16 protein-coding genes are annotated in these 15118 nt (G+C 58.0%); 6 read left to right on the plus strand and 10 right to left on the minus strand.

Translation table 11 applies throughout. The features are described from left to right. Positions 1–4: 4 nt before the first annotated feature. The 5 genes from GBC55_RS15285 to GBC55_RS15305 all read right to left on the minus strand — a co-directional run bounded on the left by GBC55_RS15285 (position 5) and on the right by GBC55_RS15305 (position 4296). Complete coding sequence (locus tag GBC55_RS15285) at positions 5–577, minus strand: adhesin (protein WP_162438177.1); 573 nt, start codon at positions 575–577, stop codon at positions 5–7. A gap of 1 nt (position 578) precedes the next feature. After that, positions 579–1016 carry a hypothetical protein gene (locus tag GBC55_RS15290; protein ID WP_162438178.1) on the minus strand — a complete coding sequence of 146 codons (438 nt, stop codon included), beginning with the start codon at positions 1014–1016 and terminating at the stop codon, positions 579–581. Between the two features lie 331 nt (positions 1017–1347). Continuing rightward, the gene (locus GBC55_RS15295; protein ID WP_162438179.1) at positions 1348–1872 is read right to left on the minus strand and encodes an AAA family ATPase; all 525 of its coding nucleotides are present in this window, start codon (positions 1870–1872) and stop codon (positions 1348–1350) included. Continuing rightward, complete coding sequence (pnuC, locus tag GBC55_RS15300; protein WP_162438180.1) at positions 1869–2432, minus strand: nicotinamide riboside transporter PnuC; 564 nt, start codon at positions 2430–2432, stop codon at positions 1869–1871. The genes GBC55_RS15295 and pnuC overlap by 4 nt, the downstream gene beginning before the upstream one ends. 229 nt (positions 2433–2661) lie before the next feature. Then, a complete protein-coding gene (locus GBC55_RS15305) occupies positions 2662–4296 on the minus strand; it encodes a methyl-accepting chemotaxis protein (RefSeq protein ID WP_162438181.1) in 1635 nt (544 codons plus the stop codon). A 289-nt stretch (positions 4297–4585) separates the two neighbouring features. Between GBC55_RS15305 and GBC55_RS15310 the strand changes: the two genes are divergently transcribed. Continuing rightward, positions 4586–5416, plus strand: coding sequence for an undecaprenyl-diphosphate phosphatase (locus GBC55_RS15310; protein ID WP_162438182.1), 831 nt, complete (start codon positions 4586–4588; stop codon positions 5414–5416). Continuing rightward, positions 5413–5841: a DUF1294 domain-containing protein gene (locus tag GBC55_RS15315; RefSeq protein ID WP_162438183.1), complete on the plus strand. Its 429-nt coding sequence runs from the start codon at positions 5413–5415 to the stop codon at positions 5839–5841. The genes GBC55_RS15310 and GBC55_RS15315 overlap by 4 nt, the downstream gene beginning before the upstream one ends. A gap of 15 nt (positions 5842–5856) precedes the next feature. On the opposite strand, the gene GBC55_RS15320 is transcribed toward GBC55_RS15315, so the two are convergent. Together GBC55_RS15320 and GBC55_RS15325 are read right to left on the minus strand one after the other, a co-directional pair. Then, positions 5857–6216, minus strand: coding sequence for an MmcQ/YjbR family DNA-binding protein (locus tag GBC55_RS15320; RefSeq protein ID WP_162438184.1), 360 nt, complete (start codon positions 6214–6216; stop codon positions 5857–5859). Continuing rightward, on the minus strand, positions 6213–7121 hold the full coding sequence (locus GBC55_RS15325) for a LysR substrate-binding domain-containing protein (protein ID WP_162438185.1): 909 nt from the start codon (positions 7119–7121) through the stop codon (positions 6213–6215). Before GBC55_RS15325 ends, GBC55_RS15320 begins: the two co-directional genes overlap by 4 nt. A gap of 129 nt (positions 7122–7250) precedes the next feature. Here GBC55_RS15325 and GBC55_RS15330 point away from each other — a divergent pair, with 129 nt between their 5' ends. Then, complete coding sequence (locus GBC55_RS15330; RefSeq protein ID WP_162438186.1) at positions 7251–7862, plus strand: FMN-dependent NADH-azoreductase; 612 nt, start codon at positions 7251–7253, stop codon at positions 7860–7862. Between the two features lie 177 nt (positions 7863–8039). Continuing rightward, entirely contained in the window at positions 8040–9077 is a 1038-nt protein-coding gene (locus tag GBC55_RS15335; protein WP_162438187.1) for a dienelactone hydrolase, read from the plus strand. Positions 9078–9166: 89 nt separating this feature from the next. Here GBC55_RS15335 and GBC55_RS15340 read toward each other — a convergent pair whose 3' ends face one another. Together GBC55_RS15340 and GBC55_RS15345 are read right to left on the minus strand one after the other, a co-directional pair. After that, positions 9167–10354, minus strand: coding sequence for an MFS transporter (locus tag GBC55_RS15340; protein WP_162438188.1), 1188 nt, complete (start codon positions 10352–10354; stop codon positions 9167–9169). 215 nt (positions 10355–10569) lie between these two features. Further along, on the minus strand, positions 10570–12159 hold the full coding sequence (locus GBC55_RS15345; RefSeq protein ID WP_010460520.1) for an ABC-F family ATPase: 1590 nt from the start codon (positions 12157–12159) through the stop codon (positions 10570–10572). 410 nt (positions 12160–12569) lie between these two features. Here GBC55_RS15345 and lpxO point away from each other — a divergent pair, with 410 nt between their 5' ends. After that, positions 12570–13469, plus strand: a complete 900-nt coding sequence (gene lpxO / locus GBC55_RS15350; RefSeq protein WP_162438189.1) for a lipid A hydroxylase LpxO — start codon at positions 12570–12572, stop codon at positions 13467–13469. Positions 13470–13661: 192 nt separating this feature from the next. On the opposite strand, the gene GBC55_RS15355 is transcribed toward lpxO, so the two are convergent. After that, positions 13662–14534, minus strand: coding sequence for a Ku protein (locus GBC55_RS15355; RefSeq protein ID WP_162438190.1), 873 nt, complete (start codon positions 14532–14534; stop codon positions 13662–13664). A gap of 205 nt (positions 14535–14739) precedes the next feature. Between GBC55_RS15355 and GBC55_RS15360 the strand changes: the two genes are divergently transcribed. Further along, entirely contained in the window at positions 14740–15093 is a 354-nt protein-coding gene (locus GBC55_RS15360) for a hypothetical protein (RefSeq protein WP_162438191.1), read from the plus strand. Positions 15094–15118 lie beyond the last annotated feature (25 nt).

Here is a 15118-nt window from a genome sequence, read left to right on the forward strand (position 1 = left end):
TGGGTCAATCCGCGACCCGTATGCTCAGGGTGTTTCCCATGCGATTTCCCACCCCGGCACTCTGATTCAACTGAATAACCCCGCGACTACCGGTGAAGGCCTGGTCACTCGTAGAGACCTGGCGATAGCCTGTTGCAGAGACAGTTGGATCGGAGTTGTTGATCAACGCTACGTTCTGTTGAAGAAGGACGCTGTCGTCGATCGTTTGCGGCTGAGCACTGACGCTGATGCGCAATGCGTTTGCTTGTTGCGTGCCGGCCCCGGCGCTCTGGTTAACGCCCAGCGCGCCGTTGCCGTTACTGAAAGAGTTGCCCCCGATGCTGGACGTCGCATCCATCAAGGGGCTGCTTGGGGTGCCCAGGGCTTGGCGAATCTGGGTGGTGGCGCTAGCACCGTGACCGATAGCGATGGCCCGGGCGTTGGCTTGTTGCTGCTGATCGCCGGCCGCCTGGTTGACGGTGAGGTTGCCTTGATATCGAGAACCCGAGTCGTCGATGTCGGCTTTGTTGATCACCGGAGATTGGGCAAAGGTTGATGCACTGCAAAACATAGCGAGAACGAGCAGTGTGCGATTCATCCTAACGGTCTCCCGTTATGATTTTCAGCGTACCCAAGCCTTGCGCCATGCTTGAGTTGACCATGTTGGCGATACCACCTCCCGAGTTGCCCGAACGTCCGGCGGGTTGGTTCGACAGCTGGTTCTGCGTGGAAATGTTCGCGCCCAGGTTATTGGTGTTCTGCGTGACCATGCGGGAAATGCTGGCGCCACTGGCAACGTTGGCGAAGTCGCCGTCACTCAACTCGTTAGTTTGTTTGAGGATCTGCTGCGACGGGTTGGCGTTGACGGTTGTTGGATTCGGATCGGGAATAAGAGGCGGGGTGACCGCATTACGGGTCTGGACATCACGCTTGATGGTAATGATGCCGTTATCCGCCTGCACTGGAAGGCAGACACTTGAGCCGAGTGCGCATCCGATCAACAACAGACCAAACGCGCGTTTATCAAATATCCCCACGGCGGCAATTCCTTCTGTAAGTGAAACACTGCCCTTATCAGCGTTGCGGGGAAGAGAGCAGAAGGTGTGCCGCTTTTTGTTTTTCTATTAAAAACAGAGGGTTGGGGTTTTTCTTCGGGGTTAGCAGAAATAATTTGTAATATCGGTGAGACAGAGGCACGCGAAAACGCCGTCCATGTTGGCGGGAATGCTTGCTACAGGCGCTGATGAGAAGGTGTATCAGTCACGTAACACTTTCGCCTTGGTGTCCCCAAGACGCTTTAGCGCGAGGGTTTGCGCCGAAGGAAGTGTTTCAGGAATGGACACTTTTGACAGGGGCAGACAGCCCCTTTCAGATATCCAGCAGGCGGGTTACTGACTCAAACGCCGCATCCTTGCGCTGTTGCCAGTCACCTTGAAGTATTTGGCAAGGCTGACGGTTCAGGTCAAGCCATTGGAGGCTCGCCTGGAAAAACGCACGGCGTTCGTCCAGCTGCGGTTGGCATCGCTGTCCGTCGTCGTGCCAGTCGACGATTTCAGGGCTTAACAGCAAATGCAGGTCGTAGCGCCGGGCCAGCAAGGCTTGCTCGATCCAGGCCGGGCAATCGCCAAACAAGGTTCGGCTCCAAAGGATGTTGCTCAGTAGATGGGTGTCCAGAATCAACAGGGAAGGGCGCCTGGCGCGCGCCTCATCTTCCCAGGTCAGTTGGCCTTGTGCGATGGGTGTGATGTCGTCGTAGCAGGTATCGCGGGCTTCACGGTCGATGAAATGCCGCACGTATTCACCGACCAACAGCCCGCCAAAGCGCGCCTGGATCTCGCTAGACAGCCAGCTTTTTCCGCTCGATTCAGGCCCGGTCAGGACCAGAACCTTCATGCTCGCAATGCCAGGTCGGCGCGCCATTCGCGCCAGCCTTGAATGGCGATCACAGCGAAAAGACCGTAGAGCCCGGCAGTCAGGTACATGCCTTTGTAGATGAACAGCCCGACGAAAATCACGTCCAGCACGAGCCACAGTGGCCAGCATTGCACGCGTTTCTGTGCCATCCACCATTGGGCCACCAGACTGAAACCAGTCAATGCGGCATCCAGCCAGGGTTGTGCGGCATCGGTCCAGTGCGCCATGGCGGCTCCCAATGCCAGGCTGCCAACAGCGCCCAGCGCCAGACTCAAGGCAATGGTGGAAGCCTCAAGCTGGCTGACCCGCCGTCCCTGCCGCGCCTCACCCCCGCGAGTCCATTGCCACCAGCCATAGAGTTGCAGCGCCGCGTAAATAATCTGCAGCAGCATGTCGGAGTAGAGCTTCACTTCGAAAAATACCCAGCTGTACAGCAACACCATCACCAGGCCGATCGGCCAGCACCAGGGATTCTGTTTGACCGTCAACCAAACGGCGATGACACCGAGGGCGGCGGCAAACAGTTCTAGCCCGGACATGGCGATTCCTTGGGAGTTGGCGAGGGGAGCGGATTGTACCTAGTTTGTGGTGAGTGAGCTTCTGTGAGCTGCGTGTTTTCGTAGCAGGCATACAAACCTGTGGCGAGGGAGCTTGCTCCCGCTCCAGTGCGAAGCGCTGGCCAAAAACTCTTTTTCTTTCGAGAATTGGGGGGCGCTACGCACCCCAGCGCGAGCAAGCTCGCTCGCCACAAGGGTCCGCAGTCAGGCCCTACACCCGAAACTGCTTCAACAAGCTGTTCAGTTCGACACTCAACGCCTTCAACCGAACACTCGCCACGCTCGACTGTTCGGCCGCGAGTGCGGTGCTGTGGGACAAGCCGGCCGCCTGGGTCACGTTCTGATTGATGTCTTCCACCACGTGCGCCTGCTGCAAGGTGGCGCTGGCAATTGAGGCATTGAGCCCGTTCAGGTTGCGTAACGCCTGACCAATCGCACTCAGACTGGCTCCAGCAAGACCCGCCTGTTCGATGGTCAGTTGCGAAGCGCGGCTGCTGTCGCCGATCACTTTGACCGCCGCTTCCGAATGATTTTGCAGGCGCTCGATCATCGACTGAATCTCGGCCGTGGATTTTTGCGTGCGCTGAGCCAGCAGCCGCACCTCATCGGCGACCACTGCAAATCCGCGACCTTGCTCGCCCGCTCGCGCTGCCTCAATGGCCGCGTTGAGGGCCAGCAGGTTGGTCTGCTCGGCAATCGACCGGATCACCTCCAGCACCGAACCGATCTGCGTGCTTTCGGCCGCCAGGGTGCGTATCACTTCCACCGCCTGATCGATGGTGCCCGACAGCTTGTCGATCTGCTGCAGGCTGCTATCAATGTTGATCTGGCCTTGCTGTGCCTGGGACTCGGCATCGCGCATTTCGCTCGCGGCGTGTTCGGCGTTCTTGGCAACGTCCTGAACCCCATACGTCACTTCATTGATGGCGGTGGCCACCAGTTCCATCTGCTGGGATTGCTGTTGACTGCGTTGTTGCGCCTGGGCGGCGTCGTTCCCCAGTTCACTGGAGGAGTCGCCCAAGGCGCTTGCAGAGACCTGCAACTGGCTGATCACCAGGCGCAGTTTGGCGGTAAACGCGTTGAAATGCCGCGCCAGTTGCGTGACCTCATCCTGGCCATGCGTGTCGAGGCTGCGGGTCAGGTCGCTCTCGCCGCTGGCGATATTGGCCATGGCGTTGACGGTTTCCTGCAACGGTCGAACGATGCTGCGTGCAATCAGCATCACCAGCGCCGCCATGATCAATGCAATCAACACTCCCAACGCCAAGGCCTTCCAGACTTGTACGTAGAACTCGTCCTGCATGTCATCGATATAGATGCCTGAACCGATCACCCAGCCCCAGGGTTCGAACAACTTGACGTAGGAGGTCTTTTCCACTGGCTCGCTGGCACCCGGTTTAGGCCAGCGATAGTTGATGCTGCCGGCGCCCTTGGATTTAGCCACGGCGACCATTTCATTAAACAATGCAAAACCGTCCGGATCGCGGATGGCGGCCAGGTTCTGTCCGTCGAGTTTCGGATTGGCCGGGTGCATGACCATGACCGGGGTCAGGTCGTTGATCCAGAAGTAATCGTTCTGGTCGTAACGCAGGCCCCGAACAGCCGTCAGCGCCTGTTTCTGCGCCGCGTCGCGGGTCAGCGTTCCGGCGGTTTCCAGCTCATGGTAATAGCTCAGGATCCCGCTGGCAGTCTGCACCACGTGCTGGGTCTTCTGCGCTTTGGCTTGGTACAGGTCTTCGTGAATCTGCTTGAGCATCAACACGCCTAACGTCATCAACATCATGACGGCCACGATCAGGATCAGCCAAAGACGGCGGCTGATCGACATATTGCGCAAGCTGTTCATAACGCTGTCACTCCGGTTTTGTTCTTGTCATGAAGGATCGCCAGCATCCCGTCACGCTTGATGAGTCTTCTGTAGCGGCTCAAGCCCAATACTCGGCAGCGTAAAAGGGACTTGTCTGATAGGATTTCGGCCCCGCGCGGAAAAACCTGAATCCAGCTTGAATTTTCACGAGATTCTCACGGTTTCGTCTGGAGACTTTTGCGCGGGGTCAACAGCCAGGCTGATTGCAAAAACGTTCTGAAAAAATATTAACGGGGCATGCCCGCGTGCATCGCTTCTTGGGGGATTGATGGATCTTTGGACCGCCTTTCAGGCATTGATACTTGGCGTTGTAGAAGGGCTGACGGAGTTTCTGCCCATTTCCAGTACCGGCCACCAGATTATTGTGGCCGACTTGCTCAACTTCGGTGGTGAGCGCGCCATGGCCTTCAACATCATTATTCAGCTCGGGGCAATCCTGGCGGTGGTGTGGGAGTTTCGCCGCAAGATCCTCGACGTGGTCATCGGGCTGCCGACCCAGCCCAGCGCTCGACGGTTTACCGCCAACCTGTTGATTGCGTTCATGCCGGCGGTGGTATTGGGCGTGATCTTCGCTGACATGATCAAAGAATATCTGTTCAACCCGATCACCGTGGCGACGGCACTGGTTATCGGCGGGGTCATCATGTTGTGGGCCGAGCGTCGCGAGCATGAAGTGCACGCCGAGACGGTCGACGAGATCACCTGGAAAGACGCCTTGAAAGTCGGTTTTGCCCAGTGCCTGGCGATGATTCCGGGTACTTCGCGCTCCGGCTCGACCATTATCGGTGGCTTGCTGTTCGGGCTTTCCCGCAAGACTGCGACGGAGTTCTCGTTCTTCCTGGCGATGCCGACCATGGTCGGTGCGGCCGTTTACTCGGGGTACAAATACCGGCACCTGTTCGTGCCTGCGGATTTCCCGGTGTTTGCCGTCGGCTTCGTCACTGCGTTCATCTTCGCGATGATTGCCGTGCGTGGCTTGCTCAAGTTCATCGCCAGCCACAGCTATGCGGTGTTCGCCTGGTATCGCATCGCATTCGGTCTGCTGATCCTCGCCACCTGGCAATTCGGCTGGGTTGACTGGAGCGCAGCCAAGCCATGAATGACAGCAGCGCACGCAACCGCCCGGAAGGTAACTCTGGGGGCAAGATCCAGAACCTGCGGCTGAAATGGCTGGTGTTTGCGATCGTGTGCGCGCTGCCGTTGGTGGGCTCGCTGTCGATGTGGTTGCAGGGGATCTCGCTGATTCCCCTGTCGGCTTACGGGATCGTCAGCGTGCTGGCGTTCTTCCTTTATTGGAGCGACAAGCGCAAGGCGCGAACCGCCCGTTGGCGCACGCCCGAGAACGTCCTGCACGCGGTAGAGCTGGCAGGCGGTTGGCCGGGCGCTTTGGTGGCGCAGCAAGTGTTTCGCCACAAAACCCGCAAGATTTCCTATCAGGTCCTGTTCTGGGCCATCGTGTTGCTGCATCAGGTGTTCTGGATTGACCAGTTGTTCCTCGGCGCTCATGTGTTTGCGCTCTTCTAAGCGTAAGCGCGTGCACTAAAGCAGCAGGCCGATCTGGGTGCGTTTGGGCAACTTGCTCACCACCAGTTGGTGGGAACGTTGCAGCAAGCCTTGCAGCTCATCGGCGCCCAGCGGGTAGGGCGTCTCCATGATGATCCATTGGGCCCGCGCCAGATAAGGTGCCGGGTGTATGCCCGGTCGATCGCAGTGCCCCAGAAACAGATCTTTATCGACCTTGAAGGCCAGCGAGTCTCCTCTCAAGCCCTGCAGGGCAAACATCTTGTTTCCCGCAATCGAAAACACCCGCACGCCACCCCATTTGTAATCCTCCCGCGCACCGGGCAGGGCGAGGCAAAATCGTGCGACATCCTCTTCGCTCATCCGTCGAGCTTTCATATCAGTCGGTCCCCACACGCGTCGAATGATTCGATCAAATGGTCCATCCAGGCGCGAACGGCCGGCATTACGCCGCGTCGATGAGGGTAGACCGCCTGTAGCCAGCCGCCAGGCAGCGACCAGCCCGGCAACAGTCGAACCAGCGAGCCCTCTTTGAGTTCCTGTTCGCAAAACATCATCGGTAGCAGGGTAAAACCCTGGCCGGCGAGGGTGCAAACCTTGCGCACGATGAAATCATCGATGCCCAGGCGCGGTTCCAGGGTGAGTTCGTGGCTTTTACCATGCTCGTCAAGCAGTCGAATATGCATCATTCGGTCGGCTTCGATGGCGCCCAGGACTGGCAGGCTTTTAAGATCGTCAGGGTGGCTGATCTCACGTCCCATCAGGAACTCAGGGCTGGCCACCAGCACCGTTTGCGCCTGGCGCAGACGGCGGGTGACCAGCTGCGGGTCTTCATCGCCCAGTTCGCGCACGCGCAACGCCACGTCGATGCCTTCGGTCACCAGGTCGACGCGGCGGTTCAGCAGCATGACTTCGAGCTGCACCTGTGGAAATCGCTCAAGGAAGCTACTGATCACCCCCGGAAGGATTTCGTGCGCCAGGCCGACCGGGCAAGACACTCGCAGGCGTCCGCGAGGTTCACTGGACATACTGGCCACGGCTTCGTCGGCCATTTCGGCCTCCAGCAACATCGCCTGACAGTGGCGCAAGTAGCGTTCACCCACGGCGGTCAGATTGAGCTGGCGGGTGGTGCGTTGCAGCAATCGCGCGCCCAGGCGTTCTTCCAGTTCGGCAATGCGTCGTGATAACCGCGACTTGGGAATCCCCAGCAAACGTCCCGCAGCGGCGAAGCCACCGGCTTCGACCACTTTGGCAAAATAGTAGAGATCGTTGAGGTCTTGCATGGCGATATCCGATTGTTCTATCAGTGAGACGAATAATCGCATTATCGACGACTACTCGGCTATTGGTTTCATCGGTAGGATTCTCTCCATCAGGTCGCCCTTGGCGATCCTCACCTTGGAGATCTTCTTATGAAACTTTTGCATATCGATTCGAGCATTCTGGGTGACAACTCGGCTTCCCGTCAGTTGAGCAGCGAAGTCGTGAAGGCCTGGCAAGTAGCCGATTCCAGCGCCGTGGTGACCTACCGTGACCTGGCCGCTGATGCCATCAGCCATTTTTCTTCCACCACGCTGGTTGCCGCCGGTACGACTGCCGAACTGCGCAACGCCGCACAACAGCACGAAGCTGACCTGAGCGCGCAGACGCTGGCTGAATTCCTCGCCGCCGACGCTGTGGTGGTTGCTGCACCGATGTACAACTTCACGATTCCGACCCAACTGAAGGCCTGGATCGACCGCATCGCAGTTGCCGGCCAGACCTTTCGCTACACCGAAGCCGGTCCTGAAGGTCTTTGTGGCGGCAAGAAACTGGTCATCGTCTCGACAGCCGGTGGTTTACACGCCGGTCAAGCGAGCGGTGTGGCTCACGAAGAATACTTGAAGCTGCTGTTCGGCTTCCTCGGCATCACCGATATCGAGTTCGTCCGTGCCGAAGGCCTGGCCTATGGTGACGAAATGCGCACCAAAGCGATGAACGATGCACACGCGCACATCAGCGAGCAGTTGTTCGCGGCCGCGTAAGGCTTGCGTAAAGACGCCAAAACAGCTTGAGGCAACACCCTGAAAACTCTGTATTCTGGTAGCGCAAGCTCCAGGTGCGGAGTTTTTTGTTTCTGGCTATGTCGGGTAATTATCGGACATGGCCCGGCTTATGCACTTAAGCAGTATCGTCTTTGATCAAGTAACAGGTGGCGTTCCATGGTGCGTCTTTGTGCAACATTACTGATCTGCCTGTTCAGCAGCCTGAATTCAGTGCACGCCGCGCCTGCGCCTCATCCCCACTGGAGCGTCGGCTTCCACGAGATGAGTTTTCTCGATCCGCTGGACCTGCAACCCATGCGGGCCATTGCGTTCTATCCCTCCAGCGACAAGGAGCACACCAGCAAGCTTGAGGGCTACAGCGTCGAAGCAGGCGAAGATACGCGGGTCGCCATTGGCCGTTTCCCGATGCTGATGCTTTCCCACGGTAATACGGGCACTCCGCTGGCCTTGCATGACCTCATGACTTCATTGGCGCGCAAGGGTTTTGTGGTGGTGGCAGTGATCCATCCCGGTGACAACTCCAAAGATCACAGCCGCCTGGGCACGTTGAGTAACCTTTATGGCCGGCCGATCCAGATATCCGAAGCGATCACCGCAACCCTCGGCGATCCCATGCTGGCGCCGTTCGTCAATGCCGATCAGGTGGGTGTAATTGGCTATTCGGCGGGCGGCGAGACAGCGTTGATCCTCTCCGGTGCAACCCCTGATCTGGATCGCCTGCGCCGTTATTGCCAGGAACGTCCGGAGGATCGCGATGCCTGCAACACCAAGGGCGAACTGATTGTTGATCGTGACGATTTGCAACCGGTAGCCGATCCCCGTGTGCATGCCTTGCTGCTGATGGCGCCACTGAGCCTCAAGTTCGGTCGCCATACCCTGGCCGATGTGCACGTGCCGGTGCTGCTTTACAGCGGTGACGGCGACAAACTGGTGGCCTTCGACAAAAATGCCGCAGCGCTGGCGCGCAAACTGCCCATTGCGCCGGACTTCAAGTTGCTGGCAGGGGCAGGGCACTTCGTGTTCATGGCGCCCTGCAATGAAGAACAGATCAAGGCCATGCCGGCACTGTGTACCGATGCTGATGGCGTGGATCGTGAGGACATTCACCGCAACATGATTTCCGAGGCGGGGCGGTTCTTCTCCCATGCGCTGGGCAAATCGACCCGTGCCGGTATGCAAACTGCCGATCAATAAGCGACCACGGCCCGCATGACTTTGTACCGAAGAAACTGTAGGTTTTGGGTCAAGCAAATTAATGCGCAGCGTTTCAGTATGAGTGTCAATCAGGCCATCGCGCGGCGTTTCAACAGGAGCGTCAAGCCCAGACCGGTCACCGACAGCAATGCGGCGGTAAAGAAAATCCACGAATAGCCCAGATTCAACGCCACCGCCCCCATCAGCGGCCCGGCAATCGCCAGTGCCAGATCAAAAAACACCGCATACGCACTCAGCCCCGCACCGCGACTGGTGTTCGGCACCTGCTTGATCGCCTCCACGCCCAGCGCCGGGTACACCAGCGACAGGCCGAACCCGGTCAAACCGGCGCCTAACAGGGCATAACCGGTTGAGGGGGCCAGCCACAGCAGCGTCAGACCCGCCGTTTCGATGCACATGCAGGCAATCGCCGAGGTGAACCCACCAAAACGGTTGATGCTCGAAATAAACAGTATCCGCGCCAGAATGAAACAGACACCAAACACGGTCAGGCAATACGCCGCACCGGCCCAGCCTCGGTTAACGTAATACAGGGCAATAAAGGTCGTCAGCGTGCCGTATCCGATGGACGCCAGGCTCAGGCTCGCACCGTACGGCGCAATTCGCCCGAAGACTGCCCAAAACGGCAGACGCTCGCCACGAATGACTGGCACAGAAGGTTTGTTGCGAATCAGCAACAGTGCGCCCGCGGCCATTAACGACAAGGCGATCCCCAGGCTGGCGAACCCCAGCTCGCTGACCATCACCACGCCCAGCGGTGCGCCAATGGCGATGGCGCCATAGGACGCGATTCCGTTCCAGGAAATCGAACGCGCGGTGTGTTCCGCGCCGACCTGTCCCATGCACCAGCTGATGGTGCCGACGCCGATCAAGCCTTGAGCGATACCCAGCAACAAACGACCGACGATCAGGATCAGCAGGCTCAGGAGCGGCATGCTTTGCAGCAGCGTTGACAGCAGGGTCAGCGCGCCGCTCAACACAATCCCCGACAAGCCGTAGACGATCGCCCGTTTGGTGCCGACGGTGTCCGACATGCGCCCGGCCATGGGCCGGCTGAGGAGGGTGGCGAGGTATTGGCAACCGATGGTCAACCCCGCCACGATGGCGCTGAACCCCAGTTGATCGTGGACATAACCGGGCAACACCGCGATCGGTAGGCCGATGCAGAGGAATGCAATAAAGGTATAGAAAACGATAGAGACGATCTGCAGGGTGATCGCCATGGAGCTTTGTGGTGGCAGTTGCTGCACAGACATGAGGTCTCGTTCGCGGGCGGCGGTGGGAGAACTGCATCATGGCGCGGGCGGAAAATAAAAGAAAGCAGGCTAACGAAAATCAAAAGATCGCAGCCTTCGGCAGCTCCTACCCTGAGATGCGTACCCTGCAGGAGCTGCCGAAGGCTGCGATCTTTTGATCTTCAGGCAATAAAAAGCCCCGTCACATGGACAGGGCTTTTTAGGCTGGCAGTCGCTTAAAACACAACACCCTGGCTACGCAGGTAGTCGTCATACGTCCCGCTGAAGTCGATCACGCCGCTCGGGCTCAACTCGATGATGCGGGTGGCCAGGGACGATACGAACTCACGGTCGTGGCTGACGAAGATCAGCGTGCCCGGGTAGTTCTCCAGCGCCAGGTTCAGTGCCTCGATGGATTCCATGTCCAAGTGGTTGGTCGGTTCATCCATGATCAGCACGTTCGGCTTTTGCAGGATCAGCTTGCCGAACAGCATGCGACCTTGTTCACCACCGGAGATCACTTTGACCGACTTGAGGATCTCGTCGTTGGAGAACAGCATGCGACCGAGGGTGCCACGAACGATTTGCTCGCCGCCCTGGGTCCATTGGCCCATCCAGTCGAACAGGTTGCAGTCGTCTTCGAAGTCGTGTGCGTGGTCCTGGGCGTAGTAGCCCAGTTCCGCGGCGTCGGTCCACTTCACGGTGCCGGCATCCGGGGTCAGTTCGTTGACCAGGGTGCGCAGCAGGGTGGTTTTACCGATACCGTTCGGGCCGATGATCGCCACGCGCTCGCCCGCTTCAACCTGGAAGCTGAAATCCTTGAACAGCGGCTTGCCGTCGAAGCCTTTGGCCATGCGCTCGACGATGACCGCCTGACGGTGCAGCTTCTTGGTTTGTTCGAAACGGATGAACGGGCTCACACGGCTCGAAGGCTTGACCTCGGCCAACTGGATCTTGTCGATCGCCTTGGCGCGGGAGGTCGCTTGCTTGGCTTTCGAGGCGTTGGCCGAGAAACGGCTGACGAACGATTGCAGTTCCGAAATCTGTGCTTTCTTCTTGGCGTTGTCCGACAGCAATTGCTCGCGGGACTGAGTCGCCACGGTCATGTACTCGTCGTAGTTGCCCGGGAACAGACGCAGCTCGCCGTAATCCAGGTCAGCCATGTGGGTGCACACGCTGTTCAGGAAGTGACGGTCGTGGGAGATGATGATCATCAGGCTGGAGCGCTGGGTCAGGATGTTTTCCAGCCAGCGGATGGTGTTGATGTCCAGGTGGTTGGTCGGTTCGTCGAGCAACAGCACTTCAGGATCGGAGAACAGTGCCTGAGCCAGCAATACGCGCAGTTTCCAGCCAGGAGACACTTCGCTCATCGGGCCGAAGTGCTGCTCGATGCCGATACCCAGGCCCAGCAGCAGTTCACCGGCACGGGATTCGGCGGTGTAGCCGTCCATTTCGGCGAACTCGGTTTCAAGCTCAGCTACGGCCATGCCGTCTTCTTCGGTCATTTCCGGCAGCGAGTAGATGCGGTCGCGCTCGGCCTTCACCTTCCACAGCTCTTCGTGACCCATGATCACGGTGTCGATCACGGTGAATTCTTCGTAGGCGAACTGGTCCTGGCGCAATTTACCCAGACGCACGTTCGGCTCGAGCATGACCTGGCCACCGGATGGCTCGAGATCGCCACCGAGGATTTTCATGAAGGTCGACTTGCCGCAACCGTTGGCGCCGATCAGGCCGTAACGGTTGCCCGCGCCGAATTTGACCGAAACGTTTTCGAATAGCGGCTTGGCGCCGAACTGCATCGTGATGTTAGCTGTAGAGATCAAAGGTTTTTCCTGCGAAGCATTCAGAGTAGCTAGGGTTGCGGCAGTACCGATTCAGTACCCGTTTCCGTTATTCAAACCACGGGACATGCATCCCGGTCAGAAGCGGAAGGTCCATCTGGCAATAAGTGGACAGCAGCATATGGAGCGCTTGGCCCGAGTCTAAGTGCGCTGAGGCGGGGTTCATTCCCGTCATCAACCAAGGGGCGCGCGTAATGTTTGGCGGCGATTGTACTGGTCTGGCTCTTTAAACGATAGGGCGTTGAGGCCGCACGGGTATTTTGGCGGTATCAGCGGACATATTTTCACATCTCAATGCTAACAACTGGTTACAAGGCGTGGCTAAAATGCCCTGTCAGCCTATGCCGACAGGCATGGACTACGTTTGTTCACTTCTGGCGTGTGACGATTCCGTGAAACTCATTATTGCTGCCATCTACGTGCTATCGATTGCCTACGTGCATCTGCGCGGGCGGGTGCGTCACAAGTTGGGGCGCCAGCTGAGCGATCATTCAACGTTTCTGGCGCCGGTCAATTGCTTCCTTTATCTGTGTTCGAAAATCCCCAACAAACCTTACCTCAATCCGGCCGATTTCCCTGATCTGAGTCCTTTGCAGGCGCATTGGGAAGAGATTCGCGAAGAAGGGCGCAACCTGATCAAGGCTGGGGAGATCAAGCGCTCCCAACAATACGACGATGTGGGTTTCAACTCGTTCTTCAAGACTGGCTGGAAACGCTTCTACCTCAAATGGTATGGCGACAGTCATCCTTCAGCGATGAAACTGTGTCCCCGCACGACCGAACTGGTACAGAGCATCGGTTCGATCAAGGCTGCAATGTTCGCGGAGTTGCCACCGGGCGCGAAACTGGTTCGCCATCGCGATCCCTACGCCGGGTCGTATCGTTATCACCTGGGACTGGAAACACCCAATGATGCGGGTTGCTACATCAATGTCGACGGTGAGAACTACCACTGGCGCGATGGCGAAGCGGTGATGTTTGACGAGACGTTCATTCATTACGCCGAAAACACCACCCAGCAGAACCGCATTATTTTGTTCTGCGATGTCGAGCGGCCAATGAAGTATCGCTGGGCCGCTGCGTTCAATGGCTGGTTCAGCCGTAACGTGATGTCGGCTGCGGGCGCGCCGAATGATGCGGGCGACAGAACAGGCGGGATCAACCGGTTGTTTGCCCGGATCTACAAAATTCGACTTCGAGGCAAGGCGCTGAAGAAGCGTAACCGCAAGCTGTATTACCTGGAGAAGTGGGCGGTACTGGGTGGGTTGTTGGCGGTGTTTGTCTTGATCTGACTGATGTGTTGCGGCCCTTGGCCTCATCGCGAGCAAGCTCGGCTCCCACAGTTCACTGTTCTCTACTATTAAAGCTCGGCTCCCACAGCTGACCGGGTTTTAACAGTAGACACCCGTCACCTGTGGGAGCCGAGCTTGCTCGCGATGGCGTCAGTGAAATCACCCACAACCTGATAGCGATGCTTGAATTAATCAGCCACTGGAACGCTTCGTGGCTTTTTTCGCCGTAGCGGTCTTCGCGGCAGGTTTTGATTTCGCCGCAGGCTTGGCCGCCGCTTTCCCACCCAGGCTCCGTTTAAGCAACTCGGTCAAATCGATCACATCCGCTGTCTTGCGCTCTTCCTCGCCCGTCGCTGTTTCCACATCCTCGATCTTGCCTTCATTGGCTTTCTTCTCGACCAACGACATGATCTTGTCCTCGAAGCTGTCGCGATAATCCTCGGGCGACCAGTCTCCGCTCATGTCCTGGACCAGGCGCTTGGCCATGTCGAGTTCACCCTTGGCCAGTTTCGGCTCAGTGACCTCGCTTCCCAATTCAAGGGTGTCGAGGCTGCGTACTTCTTCCGGCCAGCGCAACATCACCAACACCATCGCTGATTCAAGCGGCATCAGCGCCGCCAGATGCTGACGCGTGTGCAGGACCACGTGAGCGAGCGCCACTTTGTTGGTTTTGCTGAGGGTCTCGCGCAGCAATGCGTAGACCTTGCCACCGCGTTTATCGGGCGCCAGGTAGTAGGGCGTGTCGATGTTCTGCAGTGGAATCTGGTCGCTGTCGACAAAGGAAAAAATGTCGATGGTCTGCGTGGACAACGGATGCGCGGACTTGATTTCTTCTTCGCTCAAGACCACATAACGGCCCTTTTCGTATTGCACGCCTTTGACAATGTGCTCCTTGGTCACTTCCTTGCCCGTGACCTTATTAATGCGTTTGTAGCCCACGGGATCCATGCTGCGACTGTCGAGCCAGTCGAAATCCACCCCCTGGGAAGACGTCGCCGAGACCAGCGCTACAGGGATATGCACCAGACCGAAACTGATTGCGCCTTTCCAGATTGCCCGTGCCATGGTCGTCTACTCATGAGTGATGTTCAGGTGACCCGTGACGCTGAGCAAAAGTTTCAGCGCGTTGAAGCCCGGCCGGCCTACGGATCAATCACACCGTCAACTCGTGTTACATGTTCTGAAAGAGGTTTTAGTTAACAAAACAGAACCCCGGGCGTAGCGTGACATCGAAGACCCTATCTACGAACACGTCGAGAGGTTCACCTCAATGAACACGATTGCGTTTGGCGCCACGTTGCTGTTGTTGAGCGGCGTGCTGGGCAATGGCGCCCAGGCCGACGTCGCATTGTCCTCGTCACCGCTGCTGTTGGCCCAAAGCCCTACGGGTACGTCCAGCAATCCTTACAACAGCCCGATTCGCCGGGCCAACCCCAATAGCATGCAAGGCACACAGCCTGCCGCACCGGTCATTCGCGGGCCCAACACCGTGCCCGTGCCGCGTCCTCCGACACTGGATAACGGTGGTATCGGTAATGGTTATCCGAATAGAACCGTGCCCGGCAGCCCACCCAAATTCATACCCAATCCACCGCATCGGGATGCCGATACCAGCAATCGCTGAACGGCCGGGCTGAGGTATTGCCAGT

The organism is Pseudomonas sp. TNT3 (assembly GCF_010095445.2).
In the GTDB taxonomy this organism is placed as follows: domain Bacteria; phylum Pseudomonadota; class Gammaproteobacteria; order Pseudomonadales; family Pseudomonadaceae; genus Aquipseudomonas.